This is a genomic window from Novilysobacter antarcticus (assembly GCF_019802285.1).
In the GTDB taxonomy this organism is placed as follows: domain Bacteria; phylum Pseudomonadota; class Gammaproteobacteria; order Xanthomonadales; family Xanthomonadaceae; genus Novilysobacter; species Novilysobacter antarcticus.
This window is the reverse complement of sequence record NZ_JAIEUJ010000002.1, coordinates 374,289-395,423: the sequence shown is the minus strand read 5'-3', so window position 1 is coordinate 395,423 and position 21,135 is coordinate 374,289. Positions and strand designations below refer to the sequence as shown.

The following is a 21,135-nucleotide window of genomic DNA, read 5'->3' as shown; positions in this document are numbered from 1 at the left end:
ATCCACCGCGCCGGGCGTCCCATGCCGCCTGTCCGGTTCCGACACGGCCCCGGCCGGCGTCCACCCCAAACAGGAAGACTCCATGCGCATCCTCGTCATTGAAGACAACCAGGACATTGCCGCCAACCTTGGCGACTTCCTCGAAGACCGCGGCCACACGGTCGACTTCGCCGCCGACGGCATCACCGGCCTGCATCTGGCGGTCGTGCACGATTTCGACGCGATCGTGCTGGATCTCAACCTGCCGGGCATCGATGGTTTGGAGGTCTGCCGCAAGCTGCGCAACGAGGCGCGCAAGCAGACCCCCGTGCTGATGCTGACCGCACGCGACACCCTGGACAACAAGCTGGCCGGGTTCGATTCCGGCGCCGACGACTACCTGATCAAGCCCTTCGCGCTGCAGGAAGTCGAGGTCCGACTGAACGCGCTCGCGCGGCGCGGGCGTGGCGTCAAGACCCGTGTGCTGACCGCCGCCGACCTGGAATACAACCTGGACACGCTGGAGGTGCGTCGTCAGGGCAAGCTCCTCCAGCTCAACCCGACCGGGTTGAAGATCCTGCAGTCGTTGATGGAGTCCTCTCCCGCGGTGGTGACGCGCCAGGAGCTGGAAACGCGTGTCTGGGGCGAGGAACTGCCGGACTCCGACAGCCTGCGCGTCCACATCCACGGCTTGCGCGCGGTGGTCGACAAGCCGTTCCCGACCTCGCTGATCCACACCCGCCACGGTATCGGTTACCGGATCGCCGAGCTCGATGCGGAAAGCTGAGGTCCCCCGGGCGCCAGCACCCAACGGCCCAGCGCCCAACCGGCGCATGCGTTACCGGCGGCGGCTGCGCAGCCGCATCATCCTGTCGTTCGTGTTGCTGGGTTTCAGCCTGACGCTGCTGTTCGCCTGGGCGACCAACTGGACCCGCGCGCGGGTGGAGAACCAGTTGATCGAGGATGTGATGAACCGCAACCTCGCCAACGCGGCGCACCAGTTCGAGGTGGACCCCAACAACCGCGAATTCCCTTTCGACCAGGTCCGCGCCTACGTCTATACACCCGACAAGTTCGAGTCGGTGCGCATCAGCCGCCCGGAGTGGTACGCGTTGTCGGACGGGATCACGGGCATGGTTGGCAGCGACCCGGACGGCACCGAGTTCGCCTACAAGCTGGCCGTGCGCAAGACGCCGCAGGCGTGGTTCTTCCTCGCCTACGACATGACCCCGACCATGCGCAGCGAGGAGCGCTTCAACCACGCCTTGTACGCCTCGGTGCTGGTGTTCACCCTGCTGTCGCTGGTGCTGGGCTGGTGGTCGGCCTCGCGGGTGATGAGCCCGGTGTCGGAGCTGGCCAATCGACTCAAGGAGTCCGGGCGCAGTGCCGCCTCGGAGTCACTGGCCGACCATTTCCCTGACGACGAGGTCGGCCAGCTTGCCGAGGCCCTGGATGACTACGCCGGTCGCCTCACCGAGGTGGTCCAGCGCGATCGCGAGTTCAACGCCGACGTCAGTCACGAGCTGCGCACGCCGCTGGCGGTCATCCGCGGCGCGGTCGAGCTGCTGCTGTCCAACCCGCAGCTCGATGAGAAGACGCGCACCCGTTTGATGCGCATCCAGCGCGCCGAGCAGCAATGCACCGACCTGATCAGCGCACTGCTGTTGCTCTCGCGCAACGAGCGCGGCCACGGTTCCACCGACGTGGCCAAACTGGCGGCGCAATCGCTTGACGTCCATCGCACCCAACTGGCCGGCAAGCCGCTGGTGCTGCGGCTGGAAGACAACGCCGGGCCATTGGTGGTGGATGCGCCCGAGGCGGCGGTCGCCGTCGCGCTGGGCAACCTGATTGGCAACGCGGTGAAGTACACCACCGAAGGCGAGGTCATCGTGCGCATGCTGGAGGGCGCGGTGCAGGTGATCGATTCGGGCCCCGGACTGAGCGCCGAGGACGCCGCCGGCATCTTCCAGCGCGGTTATCGCGGTACCCACGCCGGGCACACGCAAGGCGGCGGCATCGGTTTGTCGATCGTACGCCGGCTGTGCGCCCTGTACGGCTGGAGCGTCTCGGTCCAGCCGGGACGCGAGTTCGGGGTGATCGCGACGCTTTCCTTCGACGCGCAGAACCTACCCGATGCTGGCGACGCCCCGGATTTCAACGCCAGTTGAGCAGCCCGGCAGTGGCGGGCGCGGTACCATCCTTGGTCCACCCCGCACGAGCCCGACCGCATGACCTGCCGCACCCGTTTTGCACCCAGCCCGACCGGATACCTGCATATCGGCGGCGCCCGCACCGCCCTGTACTGCTGGCTGGAGGCGCGCCACCGCGGCGGCGAGTTCGTCCTGCGCATCGAGGACACCGACCGCGAGCGCAGCACGCAGGCGGCGATCGACGCCATCCTCGCGGCGATGGATTGGCTGGGCCTGGACTACGACGAGGGCCCGGTTTACCAGACCCATCGCCTGGACCGTTACCGCGAGGTCGCCGAACAGCTGGTGGCCGCCGGCCATGCGTATTACGCCTACGAGACCCGCGACGAGCTGGACGCGATGCGTGAGGCGGCGATCAAGGCCGGCACCAAGCCGCGCTACAACGGCGCCTACCGTGACCGGAATGCGGGTTTTCGCGACGACCCCAACCGGGTGATCCGCTTCCGCAATCCGCTCGACGGCGTGGTCGCGTGGGATGACAAGGTCAAGGGCCGGATCGAGATCGCCAACAGCGAACTGGACGACCTGGTTATCTTCCGCTCCGATGGCTACGCGACCTACAACTTCGCGGTGGTGGTCGATGACATGGACATGCGCATCACCGATGTCGTCCGCGGCGACGACCACGTCAACAACACCCCGCGCCAGATCAACATCTACCGCGCCCTGGGCGTCGAGGTGCCGCACTTCGCCCACCTGCCGATGATCCTGGACCCGGAAGGCGCCAAGCTCTCCAAACGGACCGGTGCAGCGGATGTCATGGAATACCGTGACGCCGGCTATTTGCCGCATGCCCTGTTGAACTACCTGGTGCGGCTGGGCTGGTCGCACGGCGATCAGGAGATCTTCTCGATCGAGGAAATGAAGGCCCTGTTCGACCTGAAGAACGTCCATGCCAGCGCATCGCGGCTGGACATGGCCAAGCTGGGCTGGCTGAACCAGCAGTACCTCAAGACCGATGACCCCGCCGCGGTGGCCGTACACCTGCATTGGCACCTGCAGCAGGCGGGCTACGACCTTGCCAATGGCCCGGCAGCGGTGGACATCGTGCTGGCGTTGCGCGATCGCGTGCAGACGCTCAAGGACATGGCCGAGCGCGCGGCGGTCTGGTTCGGGCCGTTGACGGAGTACGACGAAGCCGCCGTGGCCAAGCACCTCAAGCCAGCCGCCAGGGCGCCGCTGGAGGATGCCCGTGCGCGCTTGGCCGCACTGGCCGACTGGAACGTGGAGGCGATCAACGGCGCGCTGCACGACACCGCCGCCGCGCTGGAGCTTGGCATGGGCAAGGTCGCCCAGCCGATGCGCGTCGCCATGACGGGTACCCAGATCAGCCCCGACATTTCGCATACCGTTTACCTGGCTGGCCAAGCCGAGGCGCTGCGCCGGATCGACGCGGCGCTTGCCAGGATTCCGCTGGAGGATTAGACCGGTCGCAACGGCGCGCTCACGCGCGCCCGTTGCAGGCCACACTGCCGACATGAGCCCTGTCCACGACTGCACCGATCCCAAACACCACGTCCACGATGGCGACGCCTTCGTGCTCGAGGTGGAGCGCCTGTGTGCGCAACGCGGATTACGACTGACGCCGATCCGCTCCAACGCCCTGCGCCTGATCGCCGATGCCGAGCGGCCGCTGAAGGCCTACGAGCTGCTGGACCGGATGAAGGCCACCCACGACGCCGCCGCGCCGCCGACGGTGTATCGCGCGCTGGACTTCCTGCTTGAGCACGGTTTCATCCACAAGCTGGCCTCGGTCAACGCCTTCGTCGGCTGTCACCATCCTGGCGGCGAGCAGCATGCGGTGCCGTTCCTGATCTGCGATCGCTGCCAGTCGGCGACAGAACTGGAAGACGACACCATCGTGGAGGCGCTGGAATTGCGCGCCCGCGGGCTGGGCTTCATCCCGCGGGCGCAGATCCTGGAAGTACACGGCCTGTGCGCCGCCTGCGCAGATGCAGCGAGCAGGTAGGGTTGGTATGGGGGCGTTGGTGCGAGCCCCGCGCTGCGAGGACCTGACGGCCCTGTTCGAGTTGCAGGGCGAAAGCTACCCGCCGGCGCTGCGTGACTCTCTGGAGGCATTTGCCAGTCGCCTTCGGCTGGCTGAAGGGTGTAGTCAGGTCGCCGAGATCGATCAGCGGGCGGTGGGCTATATCCTCGCCCATCCGTGGCTCAGCCGGCAGCCGCCGGCCGTCGATACCGTCCTGTCGCCGCTTAGCGGCGACGGGCCGCGGATCCTCTATGTGCACGACCTTTCGGTATCTGCCCGCGCCAAGGGAACCGGGCTGGGCGGACGGTTGGTGGACGCCGTCCTGGAGGCGGGCCGGCGCGGCGGGCTGCGGCGTGCCGAGCTGGTGGCGGTGCCTGGAGCGGATGGATTCTGGAAGCGAATGGGCTTCCAGACGCTGGATGTGGCGCCGGACCTGGCGCGCAAGGTCCGGCAATACGGCGACGGCGCGCTGTATATGGGGCGCGCGCTCTAGGCTTGGCTCAGAAGAAGGCGCGCACGCCGAACGCGATGCCACGGCCCGGCAGCGGTGCCAGGTCCTTCAGGAACGAGGTGTGTGGACGGGCCTCCCGGTCGAGCAGGTTGCTGCCGTCGAGGAACACCTCCCATGCGTTACCCGACGGGGTGTCACGATGCCAGGCCAGATGGGCGTCGACGAGCGTGTAACCGGGAGTCACGGTTTCGTTGGCCGCGACCCGGTCCTGTTTCAGGTAGCGCACCGCACCCAGCGATGCACGCCACGCCCCGTTGCTCCAGGACAGTTCACTGCCCAGCCGCGACGGCGCCAGTCGGGGCAGGTTGCCTCGCTCGCTGATCCGCGCCGCGTGCCGGTGCACGTGCTCGCCGTGAAAAACTCCCACGTCGACGTCGCGCTCGACGCCGTCGGCGAGCTTGCCCCTCACGACATCGCCGAACACCCGCAGGTCCCAGGCGCCGAGGTCGTTGTCCACCAGCGCGATGGTCGCGTCAGCCTCCATCCCGTGGAAGCGGGCATCAGCCTGGTTCCACAGGCGCACGGGCACGCCATCGTCCATTAGCGGATTGCCGGGATTGTCCAGCGACGTCGGGCTGGCCTGGTAGATGAAGTCCGCATAGCGGATCCCGTAGATCGCCGCGCCCAGATCGATGCGCTCGCCATGCCAGCGCACTCCCAGCTCAAGCCGGTTTGCGGTTTCCACGCCCAGCGTGTCGTCGCCGATCTCCATGGTTCCGGTGGCGACGTGCAGACCGTTGGAGAACAGCTCCTCGGCGGTCGGCACCCGCTGCGAACGGTCCAGCCCGAGGGAGGCGTGGAACCGGTCATTGAGCTCCCACTGGACGGCCGCAGACCCGCTGATGGCTTCGAACTTGCGCGAGTTGGACCGCAGGGGCGCCAGTGGCTGCGGGACGGCGTCAATGGTGTTGCGGTCATGCCGCGCCCCCAGCTCGAACTTGAAGTCGCCGCTGCGGCGCTCGCCGATCCAGAACAGGCCGGTGTCGTTGCCTTCGGTGCCGGGCACGAACGCCTCCTCGCCGACGGCGTCGAACGTGCGATTCGCCCACTGCACACCGAATGCGCCCCGCCAGCCGGCCCACGGCTGGTGGACCAGCTCCAGTCGCGCTTCCTTGCTGGCGTTGTCGAACACCGTGCCAATAGCCTCGCCTTCGAACTCGGTGTGGGTGTAGCGGGTGTCGGCGAACTTGATCCGCAGGGTCTCGAACGCCCCCAGCTCGTCGAGCCCTGCGCGCACCTCGGTGCGTCGCTGGTCCATCAGGATGTGGACGGCGTCCTCGCCATGGTGGTGGTCATCGTCGGCATCGTGGCCATCGCCGTCACCGTCCCCGTGGGAATGGCCCGGCACGCCGTAGCGGGTATTGAACAACGAGTAGCCCACGCCGGCGAAGCCACGCCCTCCAACCCAGGACAGCCCCAGTGCAGCGCTGTCGGTGCGCAGGGCGCTGTTGGCCAGCGTTCCCGAGCTTCCGGGTTCCGGGATCTCACCCTCGGCGGCCAACTGGCGGGCGCTTTCGGCAAATCCCGGGATGGCGTAATCGCCGGTCTCCCGATGCAATGCATCGAAGTGGAACACCAGATTGCCCGAGGCGGACGTCCCATCCAGCCGCAGCATCCCGGTCTTCTCGTCATTGACCGTGCCCCCGCGCAGTTCCGCCCTTCCTTGCAAAGGCTCGGCGGTGACCGTCTCGGGGATGCGTCCGTCGATCACGTTCACCGCGCCGCCAATGGCGCCGCTGCCGTAGAGCAGGGTGGACGGTCCCTTCAGGACCTCGATCTGGTTGGCGAGGAAGGGCTCGATGCTGACCGCGTGGTCGGCGCTGACCGTGGAGACGTCGCCCGAACCCAGGCCATCGCTGAGCACCTGGACCCGCGCCCCGTCAAAACCCCGCACGATCGGACGGCCGACGCCGGGACCGAAATAGGACGACTGCACGCCGGGCAGCTTGTTGACTGTCTCGCCCAAAGAGCTGGCCTTGGCCGCGTCCAGCCGTTCGCCGGCAAGGATCTCGACCGGGCGGGCCAGATCCTCGGCCGTGCCTGGCAGGACCGAGGCGCGGACCTGGACGGCGCTCAGGTCGACCGGCTCATGGTCCGGGTCGTGCGCCTGCGGCGCCGTCGCCGCCGTGTCGGCGGCAGACGCGGACGGTGCGATCACCAGGGCGGCAAGCAAAGCAAGGAAGAGGGACTTACGGCGCAAAAGAGACGCTGGAGACACGGGCAGCCTGCAGAAATAGTGACACGGGACCGAAATGTTATATTATTCCAATCCGTCGGCAAGTCCCCCACAAGTCATGCATCCACTGAAGGTGTCCTGATGTCACCGCTTACCCATCGATTGCTCGACCGTCTCGGCGCCTCGGGTTCCATCATCTGCGCCGTGCACTGTGCGCTGCTCCCGGTGGCCATTGCGCTCCTGCCGGCGGTCGGTCTGATGAGCATGGGCAGCGAGCGTTTCGAGCAGGCCTTCGTGGTGTTTGCCACTTTGCTGGGCGTCTTCAGTCTGTTCCAGGGTTACCGGCGGCACGGCGTCGCGCGGGCGCTGTGGCTGTTATTGACGGGTCTGGGTGTGCTGTGGATGGCGGTTCTGTATCAGCCGCTGCACGCCAGCGTGGTCCCTCATGCCGTCGCGATGACGTTTGGCGGCACGCTGGTGGGCGTGGCGCATGTGATCAACCTGCGCCTGAACCACGGACACGTGCACGACGCCTGCTGCCACCACTAGGCACGCGGGCAGGCAAGTGCCCATGTTAAGATTTGAAGCTCCCCGCGCCACGCGTGGCACTGGCAGAACGAGTCGGTGTCCACCCCTGAGGTGCGGGTTTTTCAATCGTATCAATACCCAACCGGGAGCAAAATCATGGGCAAAGGCGACCGCAAGACCGCCAAGGGCAAGCGCTTCAACTCCAGCTACGGCAACTCCCGCTCGGCCGTATCCAAGGCCGCCGGCACCGCCAGTGCGCCCGTAGCAAAGAAGACTGCCGCCAGCAAGGCCGCGAGCAAGGCGACGACCAAGAAGGTCGTGGCCAAGAAGACCGTCGCCAAGGAGTAAACACCGGCGTCATGCCGTTGTGAGCAGAGGCCCCGCAAATGCGGGGCTTTCCTTTTTGCGCGATGCGCGACCCGGCAGGTCAGTGCGCGCCGGCCTCGATCGCGGCCCACGTACGCAGCAGGTTGCCGCCGAGGATCTTGCGGATATCCGCGTCGCTATGACCGCGCGACTGCAGGCCACTGATCAGGTTGGGGAAGTCGGCCACGCTGCGCAGGCCATCGGCCAGCTCCCCGTCCACGCCATCAAAGTCCGAGCCGATGCCCACGTGGTCGATCCCGATCAGCTGCACGGCATAGTCGATCTGGTCCAGCACGGCGTCGATCGGCGTCTGCGGCGCCGGATGCGCCTCGGACCATTCGCGGTTGAACGTCTCCCGGTCAAGTTCCGGCTTGCCGGCCGCCCGGAGTTCGGCGTTGCGCCGGTTGAAGTCGTTGATGGCGCGGAAGTGCGCCTGGGTGTCCGCTGCACCCTGAGGATCGACAAAAGCCGTACCGAAGGGAATCTGGACCACGCCGCCCTTGTCGGCAATCGCCTTGGCCAATTCATCGCTGATGTTGCGCTCGAAGTCCGGGGTGAAATGACGCAACGCGGAGTGGCTGGCGATCACCGGCACGGTGCTCAGCGCGATGACCTGGCGCGCCGACTCGTCGGAGACGTGTGAGACGTCGATCATGATCCCGAGCCGGTTCATCTCGGCCACGACCTCGCGCCCGAAGGGGCTCAGCCCGTTCCATTTGCGCTCGATCGCATAGGAGGAATCGGCGATCCGGTTCGCCGCACTGTGGGCCAGGGTGATGTAGCGCACCCCGCGATCGAAGAAGAACTTCAGGTTGGCCAGGTCATCACCAATGGGCGCGCCGTTTTCCATCCCCAACGGCAGCAGCACCCGCCCGCCCTTGCGCAGGCGCTCGACATCACCCGGCGATCGCAGGAGCGCGAACCGGTCGGGGTGGCGCTGGACCAGTGCCTCGACCGAATCGATCATGGTGTTGGCGACCTGCCAGGCCACGCCGTCCTCGTCCTGCTTGGCCGAGGTGTAGATCGACATGAAAGCGACGTCCAGGCCGCCGGCGCGGGCCTTGGGATAGTCGAACTCGCGCCCCGGTGCATCGCTGCCAAGGTCCATCCAGCGATCGGTCAGCATGCCGGGGGCGTCGATGTGGGTATCCACGATCACCGCATCCTGTGCCAGCGCCCGGGCGGCGTCGGTGGCCTTGGGCTGCGGCGGCGACTGGGCGAAACCGAGCGCGGGAACGAGTGCGAGCAGCAGGAAGGGCAGGGTGCGGTGCATGATCTCTCCAAGGGTTCCGCGCGACTGCGCGGCGTGGGGTTCGACCGGTCGATAGTGCCGCAATCGACCGCGCCGGCGTTACTGCGGATGCACGCGCTGGCCGCCAATCCACACGCCGCCGGCCAGATCTCCGCCCAGCCAGTAGCCCAGCTCGGCCGGATGGCGGATCTTCCAGCGAACGAAGTCGGCACGCAGGCCCTCCCGCAGTGCGCCGCGGTCGCCCAGGCCCAGAGCACGCGCCGCGTTGACGGTCGCCCCGCGCAAGGCCTCATCCGGGGTGAGGCGGAAATGGGTGCACGCCAGTTGGATGCCCTGACGCAGCGACAGCAGCGGTGATGTACCGGGGTTGCAGTCGGTCGCGACCGCCATGGCTACGCCGTGCTCCCGGAATGCGGCCAATGGCGGCAACCGGGTTTCGCGCAACACATGGTACGCGCCGGGCAGCAGCACCGCGACCACGCCCGCAGCGGCCATCGCGCGCACGCCTTCCTCGCTGGTGTGCTCGACGTGGTCGGCCGAGAGACCACCGAATTCGGCCACCAGGGCCGCTCCGCCCAAGTCGCTGAGCTGGTCGGCGTGCAGCTTTACGGGCAGGTCCAGCGCGCGCGCGGCCTCAAATACGCGCCGAGTCTGCGCCGGCGTGAACCCGATGCCCTCGCAGAAGGCATCCACCGCATCCACCAGGCCTTCGGCGTGGAGCCTGGGCAGCCACTGGATCACCTCGTCGATGTAGGCGTCTGCCTGTTCCTGGAATTCAACCGGCAAGGCATGCGCTGCCAGATACGTGGTGCACACGCCGACGCCCAGCTCGCGGCCGATCCGGCGGGCCACGCGCAGCATCCGCCGCTCGCCTTCGAAGTCCAGTCCATAGCCGGACTTGATTTCCAGCGTGGTCGCGCCGTCGGCGCACAGGGCGCGTGCGCGAGGCAGCGATTGGCGCAGCAACTCGTCCTCATCGCAGGCACGTAGCGCTTCCACCGTGGACAGGATTCCGCCGCCGGCGCGTGCAATTTCCTCGTAGCTGGCGCCTTGCAGGCGCAACTCGAACTCCCGCGCGCGATCGCCGGCAAACACCAGGTGGGTGTGGCAGTCCACCAGGCCGGGGGTGATCCAGCCGTCGGTGGTGATGACATCGCGCGCCAGCGCCCCAGGCTTGCCCGGCAGGCCCTCGCGCGGACCGGCATAGGTGAGCAGGCCGTCGCGCCAGCCCAGCGCGCCATCGCTGATTTCGCCGTAGCCCTCGGGACCGACCAGCGTCACCAGTGATGCACCCAGGATCAGGCCATCCCAGGGCTCACCGGTGGCGTCCGGAGAGCGGGTGGAGGCAGGCGCCCTCGCGCCACCGTCGCTTGCTTCAGCGGAAATGGTCATCGAGTCATTGTAGGGAACACGCACGCGCCCGCCAGATCAGGTCGCCAGCGCACTCGAGGCAGGCGACAATCGGGCGATGAACAGCAATGCGAGCGCCAGGATCTGGTACCCCGATGGTTGGCGCGATGGGCCGCTGCCGCAAAGTGGCCACCGCGTGGACCAGCTGCCAGCGCGCGGTGGTTCGCGTACGCCGCAACGTGTGGTGCCCGGAATCGCGAACCTGCATTCGCACGCCTTCCAGCGCGCGATGGCGGGCATGGCCGAGTCGCAGACCGATCCGGAGGATTCGTTCTGGACCTGGCGCGAGACGATGTACCGCTTCGCCGACCGCTTCACTCCGGAATCGCTGCATGCGGTCGCATCGCAGCTCTATGCCGAAATGCTGGAGGCCGGCTACACGACGGTGTGCGAGTTCCACTACCTGCATCACGGCCCGGGCGGCAAGTCGTGGGCCAACCCCGCGGCGATGTCCACGGCGTTGGTGGACGCCGCGGCCGACGTGGGCATCCGGATGACGCTGCTGCCGGTGCTGTACATGACCGGTGGCTTCGATGGCCGGCCATTGGAGCCGCGCCAGCAACGTTTCGGCCACACCGTGGACGCCTACCTCAGGTTGCTGGACACGCTGCGGGAAAAAGAAAACGGGCGCCTGCACGTCGGCTGCGCGCTGCACAGCCTGCGCGCGGTACCGCCAGAGGCGATGCGCGAGGTGCTTGCGGCGCTGCCTGCGGACAGTCGCGTCCATATCCACATCGCCGAGCAGCTTCCCGAGGTGGAGGAATGCCTGCTTCTGCGCGGCGTGCGGCCGGTGCAGTGGTTGCTGGACCACGCGGATGTCGATGAGCGGTGGACGTTGGTCCACGCCACCCATCTGGACGACGCGGAGCTTGCCGGTGTAGCCAGATCGGGTGCCACGGTGGCGATCTGCCCGACCACGGAAGCCAACCTCGGCGATGGCCTGTTTCGGCTGCGCGACTATCTCGACGCCGGTGGACACTGGGGCGTGGGCTCGGACTCCAATTCGTCGGTATCGCCGGTGGAGGAGCTGCGCTGGCTTGAATACGGACAGCGTCTGGTCACCCGACGACGCAACATCGCGGTGGGCGCCGAGACGTCGAGCGTGGGCGAAACCCTGCTGAGGGGTGTGTTGTCCAGTGCCGCGGACGCCACCGGCCATCGTCTCGATGCGGCCGGCGCTGACGTGCTCGTGCTGGACGGGGACGCGCCGCAATTTGCGGGCGCTACCGACGCGGACGCGGTGGATCGCTGGATTTTCAGTGGCAACCGCTCGCTGGTGCGACAGACCTGGGTGGACGGTCGCTGCATGGTCGATGGCGGCCGGCATGTGGATGCCGACCCGATCGCCGCGCGCTATCACCAGGCGGTTGCCGGGTTGCTCGCGCAGGACAGCTAGCCCACGGACAGGCGCATCCCGAACGCGGGCCGGCGCCTATTGACCGGCAATCACCTTTGCGGTGTGACGGGTCGAGAAGTCGATATCGCGGGTCAGCTCGAAAACCTCCTGCAGCTGGTCCTTCGAGGGTGCCTGCGTCCACACATGCGCGCTGCGGCCATCGTCGAGTTTGAGCAGCGTCTCGCGTGCCTCGATTTCCGGCTGCCCGGCCAGTTCAGCCCGGTACCACTGGACATCGCGGCCGCCGATGCTGCCGTTCTCCACCCGGTTGCTGCGCTGCGGCGAGAAGGTCGGCTTCTTGCTGATGTACATGCCAAACGCTTCGGAGCCGTCGGCGCGCAGCGCGCGGCAGAAATCCGCGCCATCGCCGCCGCGGTACTCCCAGGTCAGGCCGGTACTCGCGTCCAGCTGCGGGCAGCCACTGGCCTGCTGTGCGTGAGCGCCACCGGCGACCAGCAACAGCGGCAATAAGAATGCCGTCTTGTTCATTGGTGTTTCCCCTGATTGCGGAAAGCTCTCCGCGTCGGACCGTGCAATGCATCACAACACACTGCTCAACCGACCTTAAAGCACGCTGCGGGGATTGACAATTGCCGGCGGAATTGCATCGGCGATTGCGATTGCGTGATTTAGCCCTGCGGATCACGACGGTGCCAGTGCGATCAGCAGCGCGCGCGCCGCAGCAATGCGGGCCGAGGGCTCGGGCAGCTCCAGGCTGAGGCGCAGCTTGTCAGGGCCGTCCATGCGGTACAGGTTCGGCTGGCCCTGGATCATGCGGATCACCGCCATCGGGTCGACCTTGGGCTTCTCGACGAACTGCAAGCGACCGCTGGTGGGACCGATGTCCAGTTTGCGCACGCCCAGTTCGGTGGCCTGCAGCTTCAGCTCGGCGATTGCGAACAGGTGCTTTGCCGGATCCGGCAGCAGGCCGAAGCGGTCGATCATCTCCACCTGCAACTCGCGCAGATCGTGCGCGTCGCGCGCGCCGGATATCCGCTTGTACAGTGTCAGGCGCGTATGCACGTCGGGCAGGTAGTCCTCGGGGATCAGCGCGGGAACGTGCAGCTCGACCTCCGCGCCGCGTTCTTCGGGTGCATCCAGATCGGGCAACTTGCCCTGGCGGATACTGCGCACCGCCCGCTCCAGCAGTTCGGTGTACAGACTGAAGCCGACCTCGGCCATCTGCCCGCTCTGGTCCTCGCCAAGCAATTCGCCGGCCCCGCGGATCTCCAGGTCGTGGGTGGCCAGGGTGAAACCGGCGCCCAGTTCGTCCATCGCCGCGATCGCATCCAGGCGTTTCTTCGCATCGGCGCTGATCGAGCGCGTGTCCGGCACGACCAGGTAGGCGTAGGCGCGGTGGTGCGAGCGGCCGACGCGGCCGCGCAACTGGTGCAGCTGGGCCAGACCGAACTTGTCGGCGCGGTTGATGATGATGGTATTGGCGTTGGGGATGTCGATCCCCGACTCGATGATGGTCGAGCACAGCAGGACGTTGAAGCGCTGCTTCTGGAAGTCGAGCATCACCCGCTCCAGCTCGCGCTCGGGCATCTGGCCGTGGGCGATGCCGATGCGCGCCTCCGGCACCAGCGCTTCCAGTTCGCGTTGCATGCGGCCGATGCTTTCCACGTCGTTGTGCAGGAAATAGGCCTGGCCGCCGCGGGAGATCTCGCGCTGGAATGCCTCGCGCAGCTGGCTGTCGTCCCACGGCACCACGAAGGTCTGCACCGCCATGCGGTGGGCCGGCGCGGTGGCGATGATCGACAGGTCGCGAAGTCCCGCCATCGCCATGTTGAGGGTGCGCGGGATGGGCGTGGCGGTCAGGGTGAGCAGGTGCACGTTGGCGCGCAAGGCCTTCAGCGCCTCCTTCTGGCGCACGCCGAAGCGCTGTTCCTCGTCCACGATGACCAGACCCAGATCCTTGAAGCGCACGTCCTTCTGCAGCAGCCGGTGGGTGCCGACGATGACATCGATCGTGCCCTCGGCCGCCTTTTCCAGTTCAGCCTTGATCTGCTTGGGGGTCTTGAAGCGCGACAGCACTTCCACCTTCAACGGCCAGTCGGCAAAGCGGTCACTGAAGTTGCGGTAATGCTGCTCGGCAAGCAGCGTGGTCGGTACCAGCACCGCGACCTGCTTGCCGGCGGCGGCGGTGGCAAAAGCTGCGCGTACAGCGACCTCGGTCTTGCCGAAGCCGACGTCGCCGCACACGACCCGGTCCATCGGCTGGCTGGATTGCAGGTCGCGCAGCACCGCCTCGATCGCGGCGTGCTGGTCGGGGGTCTCCTCGAACGGGAACGCGGCCGCGAACGGCTCGTACATCGCCCGGTCCAAATCGATCGCCAGTCCGGCGCGGGCCCGGCGTTTGGCCTGGATCTCCAGCAGCTCGGCGGCGACGTCGCGGACCTTTTCCTGCGCCTTGCGCTTGGCCTTGCTCCACTGCTCACCGCCCAGCGAGTGCAGTGGCGCGGTTTCCACCGATGCGCCGGAATAGCGGTTGATCAGGTGCAGCTGGCCGACCGGCACGTACAGGCGGTCGCCCTTGGCGTACTCGATCTCCAGGTATTCGTTTTTCTCGCCACCGGCCTCCAGCGTGACCAGCCCGCGGTAGCGGCCCACACCGTGATCTTCGTGGACGATCGGCGCGCCTTCGGACAGCTCGCCCAGGTCGCGGACGATCGCTTCGGGTTCACGTCCCGCACGACGGGGACGACGCGGCTGGGTGGCGCGCTCGGGGAACAGCTGCCGCTCCGTCAGCACCGCCAGCGCGGGTGCGGTCAGGGCGAAGCCGTCCTCCAGCGGCGCGACGGCGATGGCGAACCGGGTGTCGCCGGCAGCGCCCGTCGTTGCGTTGGCGGTGATCTGATTGCTGCGCAGGAAGGCTTGGAAGTCCGGCAGCACCTCCGGCTCCAGTTCCGCTGCGCGCAGGATCTCCAGCAGCGCCTCGCGGCGTCCGGCCGAATCGGCGGCGATCAGGACCCGGCCCGGATAGTGGTCGAGGAAGGATTTCAACTCGCCGGCAGGGACCTGGTCACGCGCACTGATCGGCAGGGCGGGGGCTGGCTGGCTGGCCAGCACTTCGGCGCGCGCACTCTGCGGATGCGACTCGCCGCAGACCTCGATGCGCGCGACCTGGTTCAGCCGTTCGCGCAGCGCGTCCGGCGACAGGTAGAGCGCGTCAGGCGGCAGCAGCGGCCGCTCCAGATCATGCCGGCGCTGCTCGTAGCGCTCACCGGTCTGGCGCCAGAACGCGTCGGCGGCCTCGTTGACGCCTTCGCCCAGCAGCGGCAGCGTCGCCTCATCCAGGTAGTCGAACAGGGTGGCGGTCTGGTCGAAGAACAGTGGCAGGTAGTACTCGATGCCCGAAGGCGCCGTGCCGGCCTTCAGGTCCTGATACAGGCCGCTGCGACGGGTATCCAGATCGAAGCGTTCACGCAGCGCGTCCAGCGCCCGCTTCAGCGAGGCCTCGTCCAGCGGCAGTTCGCGGCCGGGCAGGAGCTTGACAGCATCGATCTTGTCCTCGGAGCGCTGGGTCTCCGGGTCAAAGCCGCGGATGGTGTCGATCTGGTCATCCAGCAGCTCCACCCGGAACGGCCGCGATGCGCCCATTGGATAGACGTCCAGCAAGCCGCCGCGGACTGCGAAGTCGCCCGGGTCGAGCACCTGCGGCACGTGGTGGTATCCGGCCGACTGCAGCCGGCGCTGCTCGGCATCCAGATCGAGGCGCTGGCCGACAGTGACATCGAAACTGCCGCCGACGACGTGGCGCAGCGGCGCAAGGCGCTGCAGCAGCGTCTGCACCGGCACGACGACAATGCCGCGCTGCAACCGCGGCAACCGGTTCAGCGTGGCCAGGCGCTGGCTGATGATTTCCGGGTGCGGACTGAAATGGTCGTAGGGCAGCGTTTCCCAGTCCGGGAAGTGCAGCACCGGCAGCGATGCCGCGTCGCTGCCTGGTGGCGCGGCGTCGCCGGCCGACGCGCCGGCACCCAGCAAGGTGTGCAGATCCGCTTCCAGCTGCTGCGCGGACTGGTTGTCGCGCACGATTGCCAGCAGCGGCCCGGGATGGGCGGCGGCGGCGCGGGCGATATGGAAGGCGAGGGCCGAGAGTGAAGCCGGCGCGCGCCACCAGGCACGCAGATGGCCCGCTTTCGGCAGCGGCGGTGTTGGAGAGGGGGAGGCAGGCATCAGCCGGCCATTTTAGACGATGGTGCCGGCTGGCGTACGGGTTCGGAGGTCAGTGGTCCCCGTCCGCCGGGTTCAGTCGCAGGGTGACCCGGACCAGCCCGTCCTGTTGGGACTCGCGCACGAAGCCCAGCGACTCGGCCAAAGAGAGCATCGGAAGGTTGTGCTCGAACACGTCGCCATAGACGCGCTCAATTTGCTTGCCGCGTGCCCACTTCACCAATCGGGTCATCAGATAGCGTCCCAGGCCCATGCCGGCGATGAAGTGGCTGACCAGGATCGCAAACTCCGCGTCACGACCGTTGGGGTCGATCGAGATCCGGGCCACGGCGCCGACCAGCGCCTCGCCGGGTGGCAGGGGTTCGGCGGCAACCAGGGCAAACTCGGTTTTCGGCTGGATCCGGGTGAAGCGTTCCACCGACTCCTGCGAGAGCTCCTTCATGGAGTGCAGGAACCGTTGGCGTATTTCGTTGGGCTGGAGCAACGAGAAGCCCGCACGCAGGGGCTCCGCATCCTCCGGTCGGATCGGGCGGATCAGCAGTTCGCGCCCGTTGGGCAAGCGCTGGCGTTCATGCCACGGGGGGAGTCGTTCACGGCTACTCATACGCAGATGGTGGCACACCGCATGTAAACGCCGCATTCATCACCCGGACCTCGGCGTCCGGCCCTGGGTTAGGCGCGCAAAGCCACGCTGAGCATGCATTTGCCGGTGCTAGACTCGCCGTCCTTGAAGGGAAATGACGCCATGTCCGGAAGTGGAGACTCGACCCGCGCGATCCTGTTCGCCCTGTCTGCGAATTTCGCCATCGCAGTGGCCAAGGGGGCGGCCGCGTTTTTCACCGGCTCCAGCGCGATGCTGGCCGAGACTATCCACTCCCTCGCCGATTGCGGCAACCAGCTGCTGCTGCTGCTGGGGATGAAACAGGCCCGCCAGCCACCCTCGCCGGAGTATCCGCTTGGCCACGGGCGCGAGGTCTACTTCTGGTCGTTTCTGGTCGCGGTCATGCTGTTCACGGTGGGCGGAATGTTTTCGCTTTACGAGGGCGTGCATAAACTGCGTGCCGGCGAAACCGAAGCCGGGAGCAGCCTGTGGTGGGCAGTGGCCGTGCTGGTATTCGCGATCATCGCCGAAGGCATTTCGTTGCGGACCTGCCTGCAGGAGGTAAACAAGTCGCGCGGCCATCGCAGCCTGTGGCGGTGGTTCCGGGAAAGCCGCCAGGCCGAACTGGTGGTGATCTTCGGCGAGGACCTGGCAGCGCTGGTTGGACTGGCGTTTGCCTTGCTGGCAGTACTGGCGACGATCATCACCGGAAACCCGCTGTGGGATGCCCTCGGCACGCTGGGGATTGGCGCCTTGCTGATCGTGGTTGCGGTTCTGGTGGCGATCGAGATCAAGGCGATGCTGATTGGCCAGAGCGTGGATCCGGCGCGTCAGCGCCAGATCCGCCAGTTCCTCGACGGCCGACCGGAAATCACCCGGGTGATCAGCCTGATCACCATGCAGCTGGGCAACGAGGCGATGGTCTCGGTGCAGGCGCAGATGCGCGAAGAGAAGGACGTGCCGCTGCTGGTGGATCAGATCAACACGATCGAGAAGGCCATGAAAGAGGCGTTTCCCGAGGTGCGCTGGAGCTTTTTCGAGCCCGACGTGCGCGCGGGGGTATGAGCGCGGGTGGCCTCAGTCGGCCTGTTTCAGCCACTCCACCCGCCACGACCCGTCGCCTCCGGCCAGCGCTTTCTGCAGCAGCGGCAGCACTTCGCGCATCGTAGTGTCGAACTGCCACGGCGGGTTGACGATGAGCATGCCGCTCCCATTCATGCGCAGTGGCGAGTCGTCCGGATGGATCATGAGCTCGGCCAGCAGCGATGACTTCACCGGTAGCGTGGCGGCGCGGCGGAAGAACTGGTTCAGCGACCGCCGCAGCTTGATCGGATACCAGACCGCGTAGCAGGCGTTGGGCCAGCGCACCAGCGCATCGCGCAGCGCGGCAATGATGGTGTCGAACTCCTGCAGTTGCGCTTCATAGGGAGGGTCGATCAGCACCAGTCCGCGGTTGTAGCGCAGCTCGCCCAGACGAGGTGGCAACAGGGCCTTCATCGCCCCGTAGCCGTCCCGGGTGTGGGTAGCGACACGGGAATCGCCGGCAAAGTTGGTCTTCAGTTGCGCGGCTTCCTCGGGCAACAGCTCGCATACCGCGATCCGGTCTTCCTCGCGCAATGCGTGCGCGAGCAGCCACGGCGAGCCCGGATAACTTGTGGGGCCGTGCTGCGCCCTGCACGCCTTGACCGCGGCCAGATAGCGGCTGATTGCCGGATGGCGCGGTGCTTCGGCAATCAGGCGACCAATGCCGGCCTCGGCTTCTCCGGTGCGCTGGGCGGAGTTGCTGTCCAGCGCGTAAAGGCCGCGTCCGCCGTGGGTGTCCAGGGCAAACAGCGGCGATGGTTTGGCGAGCAGCGCATCGCACACGGCCAGGGTGGTGATGTGTTTGAGGACGTCGGCATGGTTGCCGGCATGGAAGGCGTGGCGATAGTTCATCCGCACAGGGTATCCCGGCGGCGGTGCTGACTGCGCGCGGTTTTGCCTGGCGAGCCGGGACCCGGGCTCCGTGGACAACAGGTGGCGCCGCACCAAAAGCGCTTTTCGTGACCTACACTCGGCGTCGTCAGGTATCGCCCATCAACCGCGGGGACGACCGCATGTCCGGCATGACCCCACTTACGGAATCCCGCTCCCGCCACGATGGCCACCCCAGCCAGCGCGCGCTGGAGGTGCGCTGCGTCACCGGCTCAGCCGTTGCAGCGGTGCTCCATGACATTGCACGATTGCGGGCGGTGGTGCTCCAGGCCTGGCCGGACCTGCACGATGGCGACGCGTCCGCCGAGCGGGCGCGGCTTGAACCGTGCGCGCGGGCGTGGCGCAGCATCGCCGTGCTGGTGATGGATGGGGACCAGATCGTTGGCGCTGCCCTGGGTCTGCCGCTGGAAGACGACCACGGAGCGATCCGCCAGGCCTTTGATCTTGCCGGGCGCGATGCCGCGACCGCGTTCGTGCTGGCCGGCTCGGTTCTCCTGCCCGCCTACCGCGGCAGGCAGTTGGGGCATCGCTTCTTCAGCGAGCGCGAAAATCATGCGCGGTCGCTTGGAGGCTTCGAGACCACCGTTTTCGCATCGACTGAGCGCGACGACATCGATCCCCGGCGGCCGCCGTTCGGCCGCAGCAACGAGGCGTTCTGGCGGCGGCGTGGCTACACACGCAGTCTGGCGTTGCCACTTGGCCCGCCAGCGGGGCCGGAAAGCGGGGAGTTCCCGCCAGCGCGACAGGTCGCATGGACGCGGCCGCTGGAGCGCGGCTACTAGTACCAGCCACGCGTTTCGTCCGGCGTGCAAGACGCGGACTCACTCAAAACCGGACTGGGGAAACCGCGTCGGCCGGCTCTTGTTTTGCCAGCACTTCGACGCCTTGTTGCCGAACATTAATGGGGGAGCGCCTAGGCTGGTCGTTTTTCCCATTTCCGGTATCTGTGTGGATCGTCGTGAACTGCTGATCGCGGGTTTGTCGCTGCCGCTGGCTGCCCTCGGGCGTCCGGTGCTGGGATCGCCTTTGTCCCTGCTGCTGGACGAGGGTGTGCAGACGGCTGCGCAATCGGCGGGCACGGCGTTCGGCGCCGAGACCGTACCGGCCTTGGCGCGCGAGCTGGCGGCGCAGAGGTTCCGCCCGCCTGCCGGCGACTTGCCAGAGGCGCTGCGGCGCATTGCCTACGACGAGTACCGCGATATCCGCTTTGATCCGTCGCATTCACTGTGGCGCGGCGAGGGACGGCCGTTCCAGGCTCAGTTCTTCCACCGTGGGTTCCTGCACGCGCAACGTGTGGAAATCAACGAAGTGGTCGCCGGCGTTGCCCGACCCCTGGCCTACAGCCCGGACATGTTCACCTTTGGCGCAGCAGCGAAGCCCGCGGCAACGGACCTGGGTTTTGCCGGCTTCCGCCTGCATGCGCCAATCAACCGGCCCGACTACTTCGATGAGGTCTGCGCCTTCCTTGGCGCGAGCTATTTCCGTGCCGTCGGGCGTGGCCAACGCTACGGCCTGTCCGCCCGCGGACTGGCATTGCGCACGGCCGACCCGGCCGGTGAGGAATTCCCGTTCTTCAAGGCGTTCTGGCTGGAACGGCCGGCGCCGGGCGCCGCGCAGATCCGTGTCCACGCCTTGATGGACAGTCCGAGCGCTGCGGCTGCATTCGCCTTTGTCATCCACCCGGGCGCCGACTCGGTCTTCGACGTCAGCATGCGGCTGTACCCGCGGGTCGACCTGGCCCAGGCCGGCATCGCGCCGCTGACCAGCATGTTCCAGTTCGACGCCGGCGACCGGGTGGGGATCGACGACTATCGGGCAGCGGTGCACGACTCCGATGGCCTGGCCCTGTTGAACGGTGCCGGCGAGCAGCTGTGGCGACCGCTGCGCAATCCGGCGTCGGTGCAGGAGAGCCTGTTCCTGGACCGCCAGCCCCGCGGGTTCGGCCTGATGCAGCGCAAGCGCACATTCAACGATTTTGGTGACAGCGAAGCGCGCTACGACCTGCGTCCCAGCGCGTGGGTGGAGCCGCAGGGCGACTGGGGCGAAGGCGCCGTGCACCTGTTTGAGATCCCCACCGCTGACGAATACCACGACAACATCGTCGCCTTCTGGCGCCCGCGGCAGACGCTGGACGCCGGTCGCGAGCATCGCTTCGACTACCGCCTGCACTGGTGCGACCGGCATCCATGGAATCCGGCCCTGGCCCGGGTGGAAGCCACCCGGGTCGGCGGCGTGGTGCCCGCGCCGGAGCTGCCGCCAGCTGCCGGCGCCGGAGTCGGCGCGCGTCGGTTCGTCATTGATCTTGGCGGCGGCAGCCTTCAGGATGCCGCGGGCGCGCGCGAGCCGCGCGCTGAAGTGGAAGCCAGCGCTGGGCGCGTCGCCAACGTCGTGGCCCAGCCCGGCGCCGTGGCCGGCACCTGGCGCATCGCATTCGAGCTTGATCCCGGCAGCGAGCCGGTTATCGAGTTGCGCGCGCGTTTGCTGGCCACGGACGGATCCCCGCTTTCTGAAACCTGGTTGTATCGATGGACCGCATGAGCAAGGTTTACTGCCGCAAAGACCCGCA

The 21,135-nt window shown here is 67.2% G+C and carries 18 protein-coding genes; 11 read left to right on the top strand and 7 right to left on the bottom strand.

What is annotated here, in order from left to right; all coding sequences use genetic code 11:
• Positions 1 to 82: 82 nt before the first annotated feature.
• The 5 genes from KZ491_RS06560 to KZ491_RS06540 are packed head-to-tail and all read left to right on the top strand — an operon-like array spanning position 83 to position 4,669.
• Positions 83 to 766 carry a response regulator transcription factor gene (locus KZ491_RS06560; RefSeq protein WP_043957384.1) on the top strand — a complete coding sequence of 228 codons (684 nt, stop codon included), beginning with the start codon at positions 83 to 85 and terminating at the stop codon, positions 764 to 766.
• A complete protein-coding gene (locus tag KZ491_RS06555; RefSeq protein WP_222565048.1) occupies positions 753 to 2,147 on the top strand; it encodes a sensor histidine kinase in 1,395 nt (464 codons plus the stop codon). The genes KZ491_RS06560 and KZ491_RS06555 overlap by 14 nt, the downstream gene beginning before the upstream one ends.
• A 60-nt stretch (positions 2,148 to 2,207) precedes the next feature.
• Complete coding sequence (gene gltX, locus KZ491_RS06550) at positions 2,208 to 3,614, top strand: glutamate--tRNA ligase (RefSeq protein ID WP_222565047.1); 1,407 nt, start codon at positions 2,208 to 2,210, stop codon at positions 3,612 to 3,614.
• A gap of 52 nt (positions 3,615 to 3,666) precedes the next feature.
• Positions 3,667 to 4,158, top strand: a complete 492-nt coding sequence (locus KZ491_RS06545) for a transcriptional repressor (RefSeq protein WP_222565046.1) — start codon at positions 3,667 to 3,669, stop codon at positions 4,156 to 4,158.
• A gap of 19 nt (positions 4,159 to 4,177) precedes the next feature.
• On the top strand, positions 4,178 to 4,669 hold the full coding sequence (locus KZ491_RS06540) for a GNAT family N-acetyltransferase (protein WP_222565045.1): 492 nt from the start codon (positions 4,178 to 4,180) through the stop codon (positions 4,667 to 4,669).
• Between the two features lie 7 nt (positions 4,670 to 4,676).
• Here the strand turns inward: KZ491_RS06540 and KZ491_RS06535 are convergent, their stop codons facing one another.
• Complete coding sequence (locus KZ491_RS06535; protein WP_246606597.1) at positions 4,677 to 6,887, bottom strand: TonB-dependent receptor; 2,211 nt, start codon at positions 6,885 to 6,887, stop codon at positions 4,677 to 4,679.
• Between the two features lie 117 nt (positions 6,888 to 7,004).
• Here KZ491_RS06535 and KZ491_RS06530 point away from each other — a divergent pair, with 117 nt between their 5' ends.
• Both KZ491_RS06530 and KZ491_RS06525 read left to right on the top strand, forming a co-directional pair.
• Positions 7,005 to 7,412: a MerC domain-containing protein gene (locus KZ491_RS06530; protein WP_222565044.1), complete on the top strand. Its 408-nt coding sequence runs from the start codon at positions 7,005 to 7,007 to the stop codon at positions 7,410 to 7,412.
• Between the two features lie 135 nt (positions 7,413 to 7,547).
• Entirely contained in the window at positions 7,548 to 7,739 is a 192-nt protein-coding gene (locus KZ491_RS06525; RefSeq protein ID WP_043957379.1) for a 30S ribosomal protein THX, read from the top strand.
• A 79-nt stretch (positions 7,740 to 7,818) separates the two neighbouring features.
• Here KZ491_RS06525 and KZ491_RS06520 read toward each other — a convergent pair whose 3' ends face one another.
• The gene (locus KZ491_RS06520; protein WP_222565043.1) at positions 7,819 to 9,030 is read right to left on the bottom strand and encodes a dipeptidase; all 1,212 of its coding nucleotides are present in this window, start codon (positions 9,028 to 9,030) and stop codon (positions 7,819 to 7,821) included.
• A 78-nt stretch (positions 9,031 to 9,108) separates the two neighbouring features.
• Positions 9,109 to 10,401 (bottom strand): imidazolonepropionase, encoded by a 1,293-nt coding sequence (gene hutI, locus KZ491_RS06515; RefSeq protein ID WP_222565042.1) that lies wholly within the window; start codon positions 10,399 to 10,401, stop codon positions 9,109 to 9,111.
• Between the two features lie 76 nt (positions 10,402 to 10,477).
• Between hutI and KZ491_RS06510 the strand changes: the two genes are divergently transcribed.
• Positions 10,478 to 11,815: a formimidoylglutamate deiminase gene (locus tag KZ491_RS06510; RefSeq protein ID WP_222565041.1), complete on the top strand. Its 1,338-nt coding sequence runs from the start codon at positions 10,478 to 10,480 to the stop codon at positions 11,813 to 11,815.
• Positions 11,816 to 11,851: 36 nt separating this feature from the next.
• Here KZ491_RS06510 and KZ491_RS06505 read toward each other — a convergent pair whose 3' ends face one another.
• The 3 genes from KZ491_RS06505 to KZ491_RS06495 all read right to left on the bottom strand — a co-directional run bounded on the left by KZ491_RS06505 (position 11,852) and on the right by KZ491_RS06495 (position 16,598).
• Entirely contained in the window at positions 11,852 to 12,304 is a 453-nt protein-coding gene (locus KZ491_RS06505) for a hypothetical protein (protein WP_222565040.1), read from the bottom strand.
• A gap of 153 nt (positions 12,305 to 12,457) precedes the next feature.
• On the bottom strand, positions 12,458 to 15,997 hold the full coding sequence (gene mfd, locus KZ491_RS06500; RefSeq protein ID WP_222565039.1) for a transcription-repair coupling factor: 3,540 nt from the start codon (positions 15,995 to 15,997) through the stop codon (positions 12,458 to 12,460).
• A gap of 49 nt (positions 15,998 to 16,046) precedes the next feature.
• Positions 16,047 to 16,598 (bottom strand): GNAT family N-acetyltransferase, encoded by a 552-nt coding sequence (locus KZ491_RS06495; RefSeq protein ID WP_222565038.1) that lies wholly within the window; start codon positions 16,596 to 16,598, stop codon positions 16,047 to 16,049.
• A 141-nt stretch (positions 16,599 to 16,739) separates the two neighbouring features.
• On the opposite strand from KZ491_RS06495, the gene KZ491_RS06490 reads away from it, so the two are divergent.
• Positions 16,740 to 17,660 carry a cation diffusion facilitator family transporter gene (locus KZ491_RS06490; protein ID WP_222565037.1) on the top strand — a complete coding sequence of 307 codons (921 nt, stop codon included), beginning with the start codon at positions 16,740 to 16,742 and terminating at the stop codon, positions 17,658 to 17,660.
• 12 nt (positions 17,661 to 17,672) lie between these two features.
• Here KZ491_RS06490 and KZ491_RS06485 read toward each other — a convergent pair whose 3' ends face one another.
• Positions 17,673 to 18,530 (bottom strand): 23S rRNA (adenine(2030)-N(6))-methyltransferase RlmJ, encoded by an 858-nt coding sequence (locus tag KZ491_RS06485; protein WP_222565036.1) that lies wholly within the window; start codon positions 18,528 to 18,530, stop codon positions 17,673 to 17,675.
• 170 nt (positions 18,531 to 18,700) lie between these two features.
• Between KZ491_RS06485 and KZ491_RS06480 the strand changes: the two genes are divergently transcribed.
• Together KZ491_RS06480 and KZ491_RS06475 are read left to right on the top strand one after the other, a co-directional pair.
• The gene (locus KZ491_RS06480) at positions 18,701 to 19,351 is read left to right on the top strand and encodes a GNAT family N-acetyltransferase (protein WP_222565035.1); all 651 of its coding nucleotides are present in this window, start codon (positions 18,701 to 18,703) and stop codon (positions 19,349 to 19,351) included.
• A gap of 166 nt (positions 19,352 to 19,517) precedes the next feature.
• On the top strand, positions 19,518 to 21,107 hold the full coding sequence (locus tag KZ491_RS06475) for an OpgD/OpgG family glucan biosynthesis protein (RefSeq protein ID WP_222565034.1): 1,590 nt from the start codon (positions 19,518 to 19,520) through the stop codon (positions 21,105 to 21,107).
• The last annotated feature ends 28 nt before the right edge of the window (positions 21,108 to 21,135 follow it).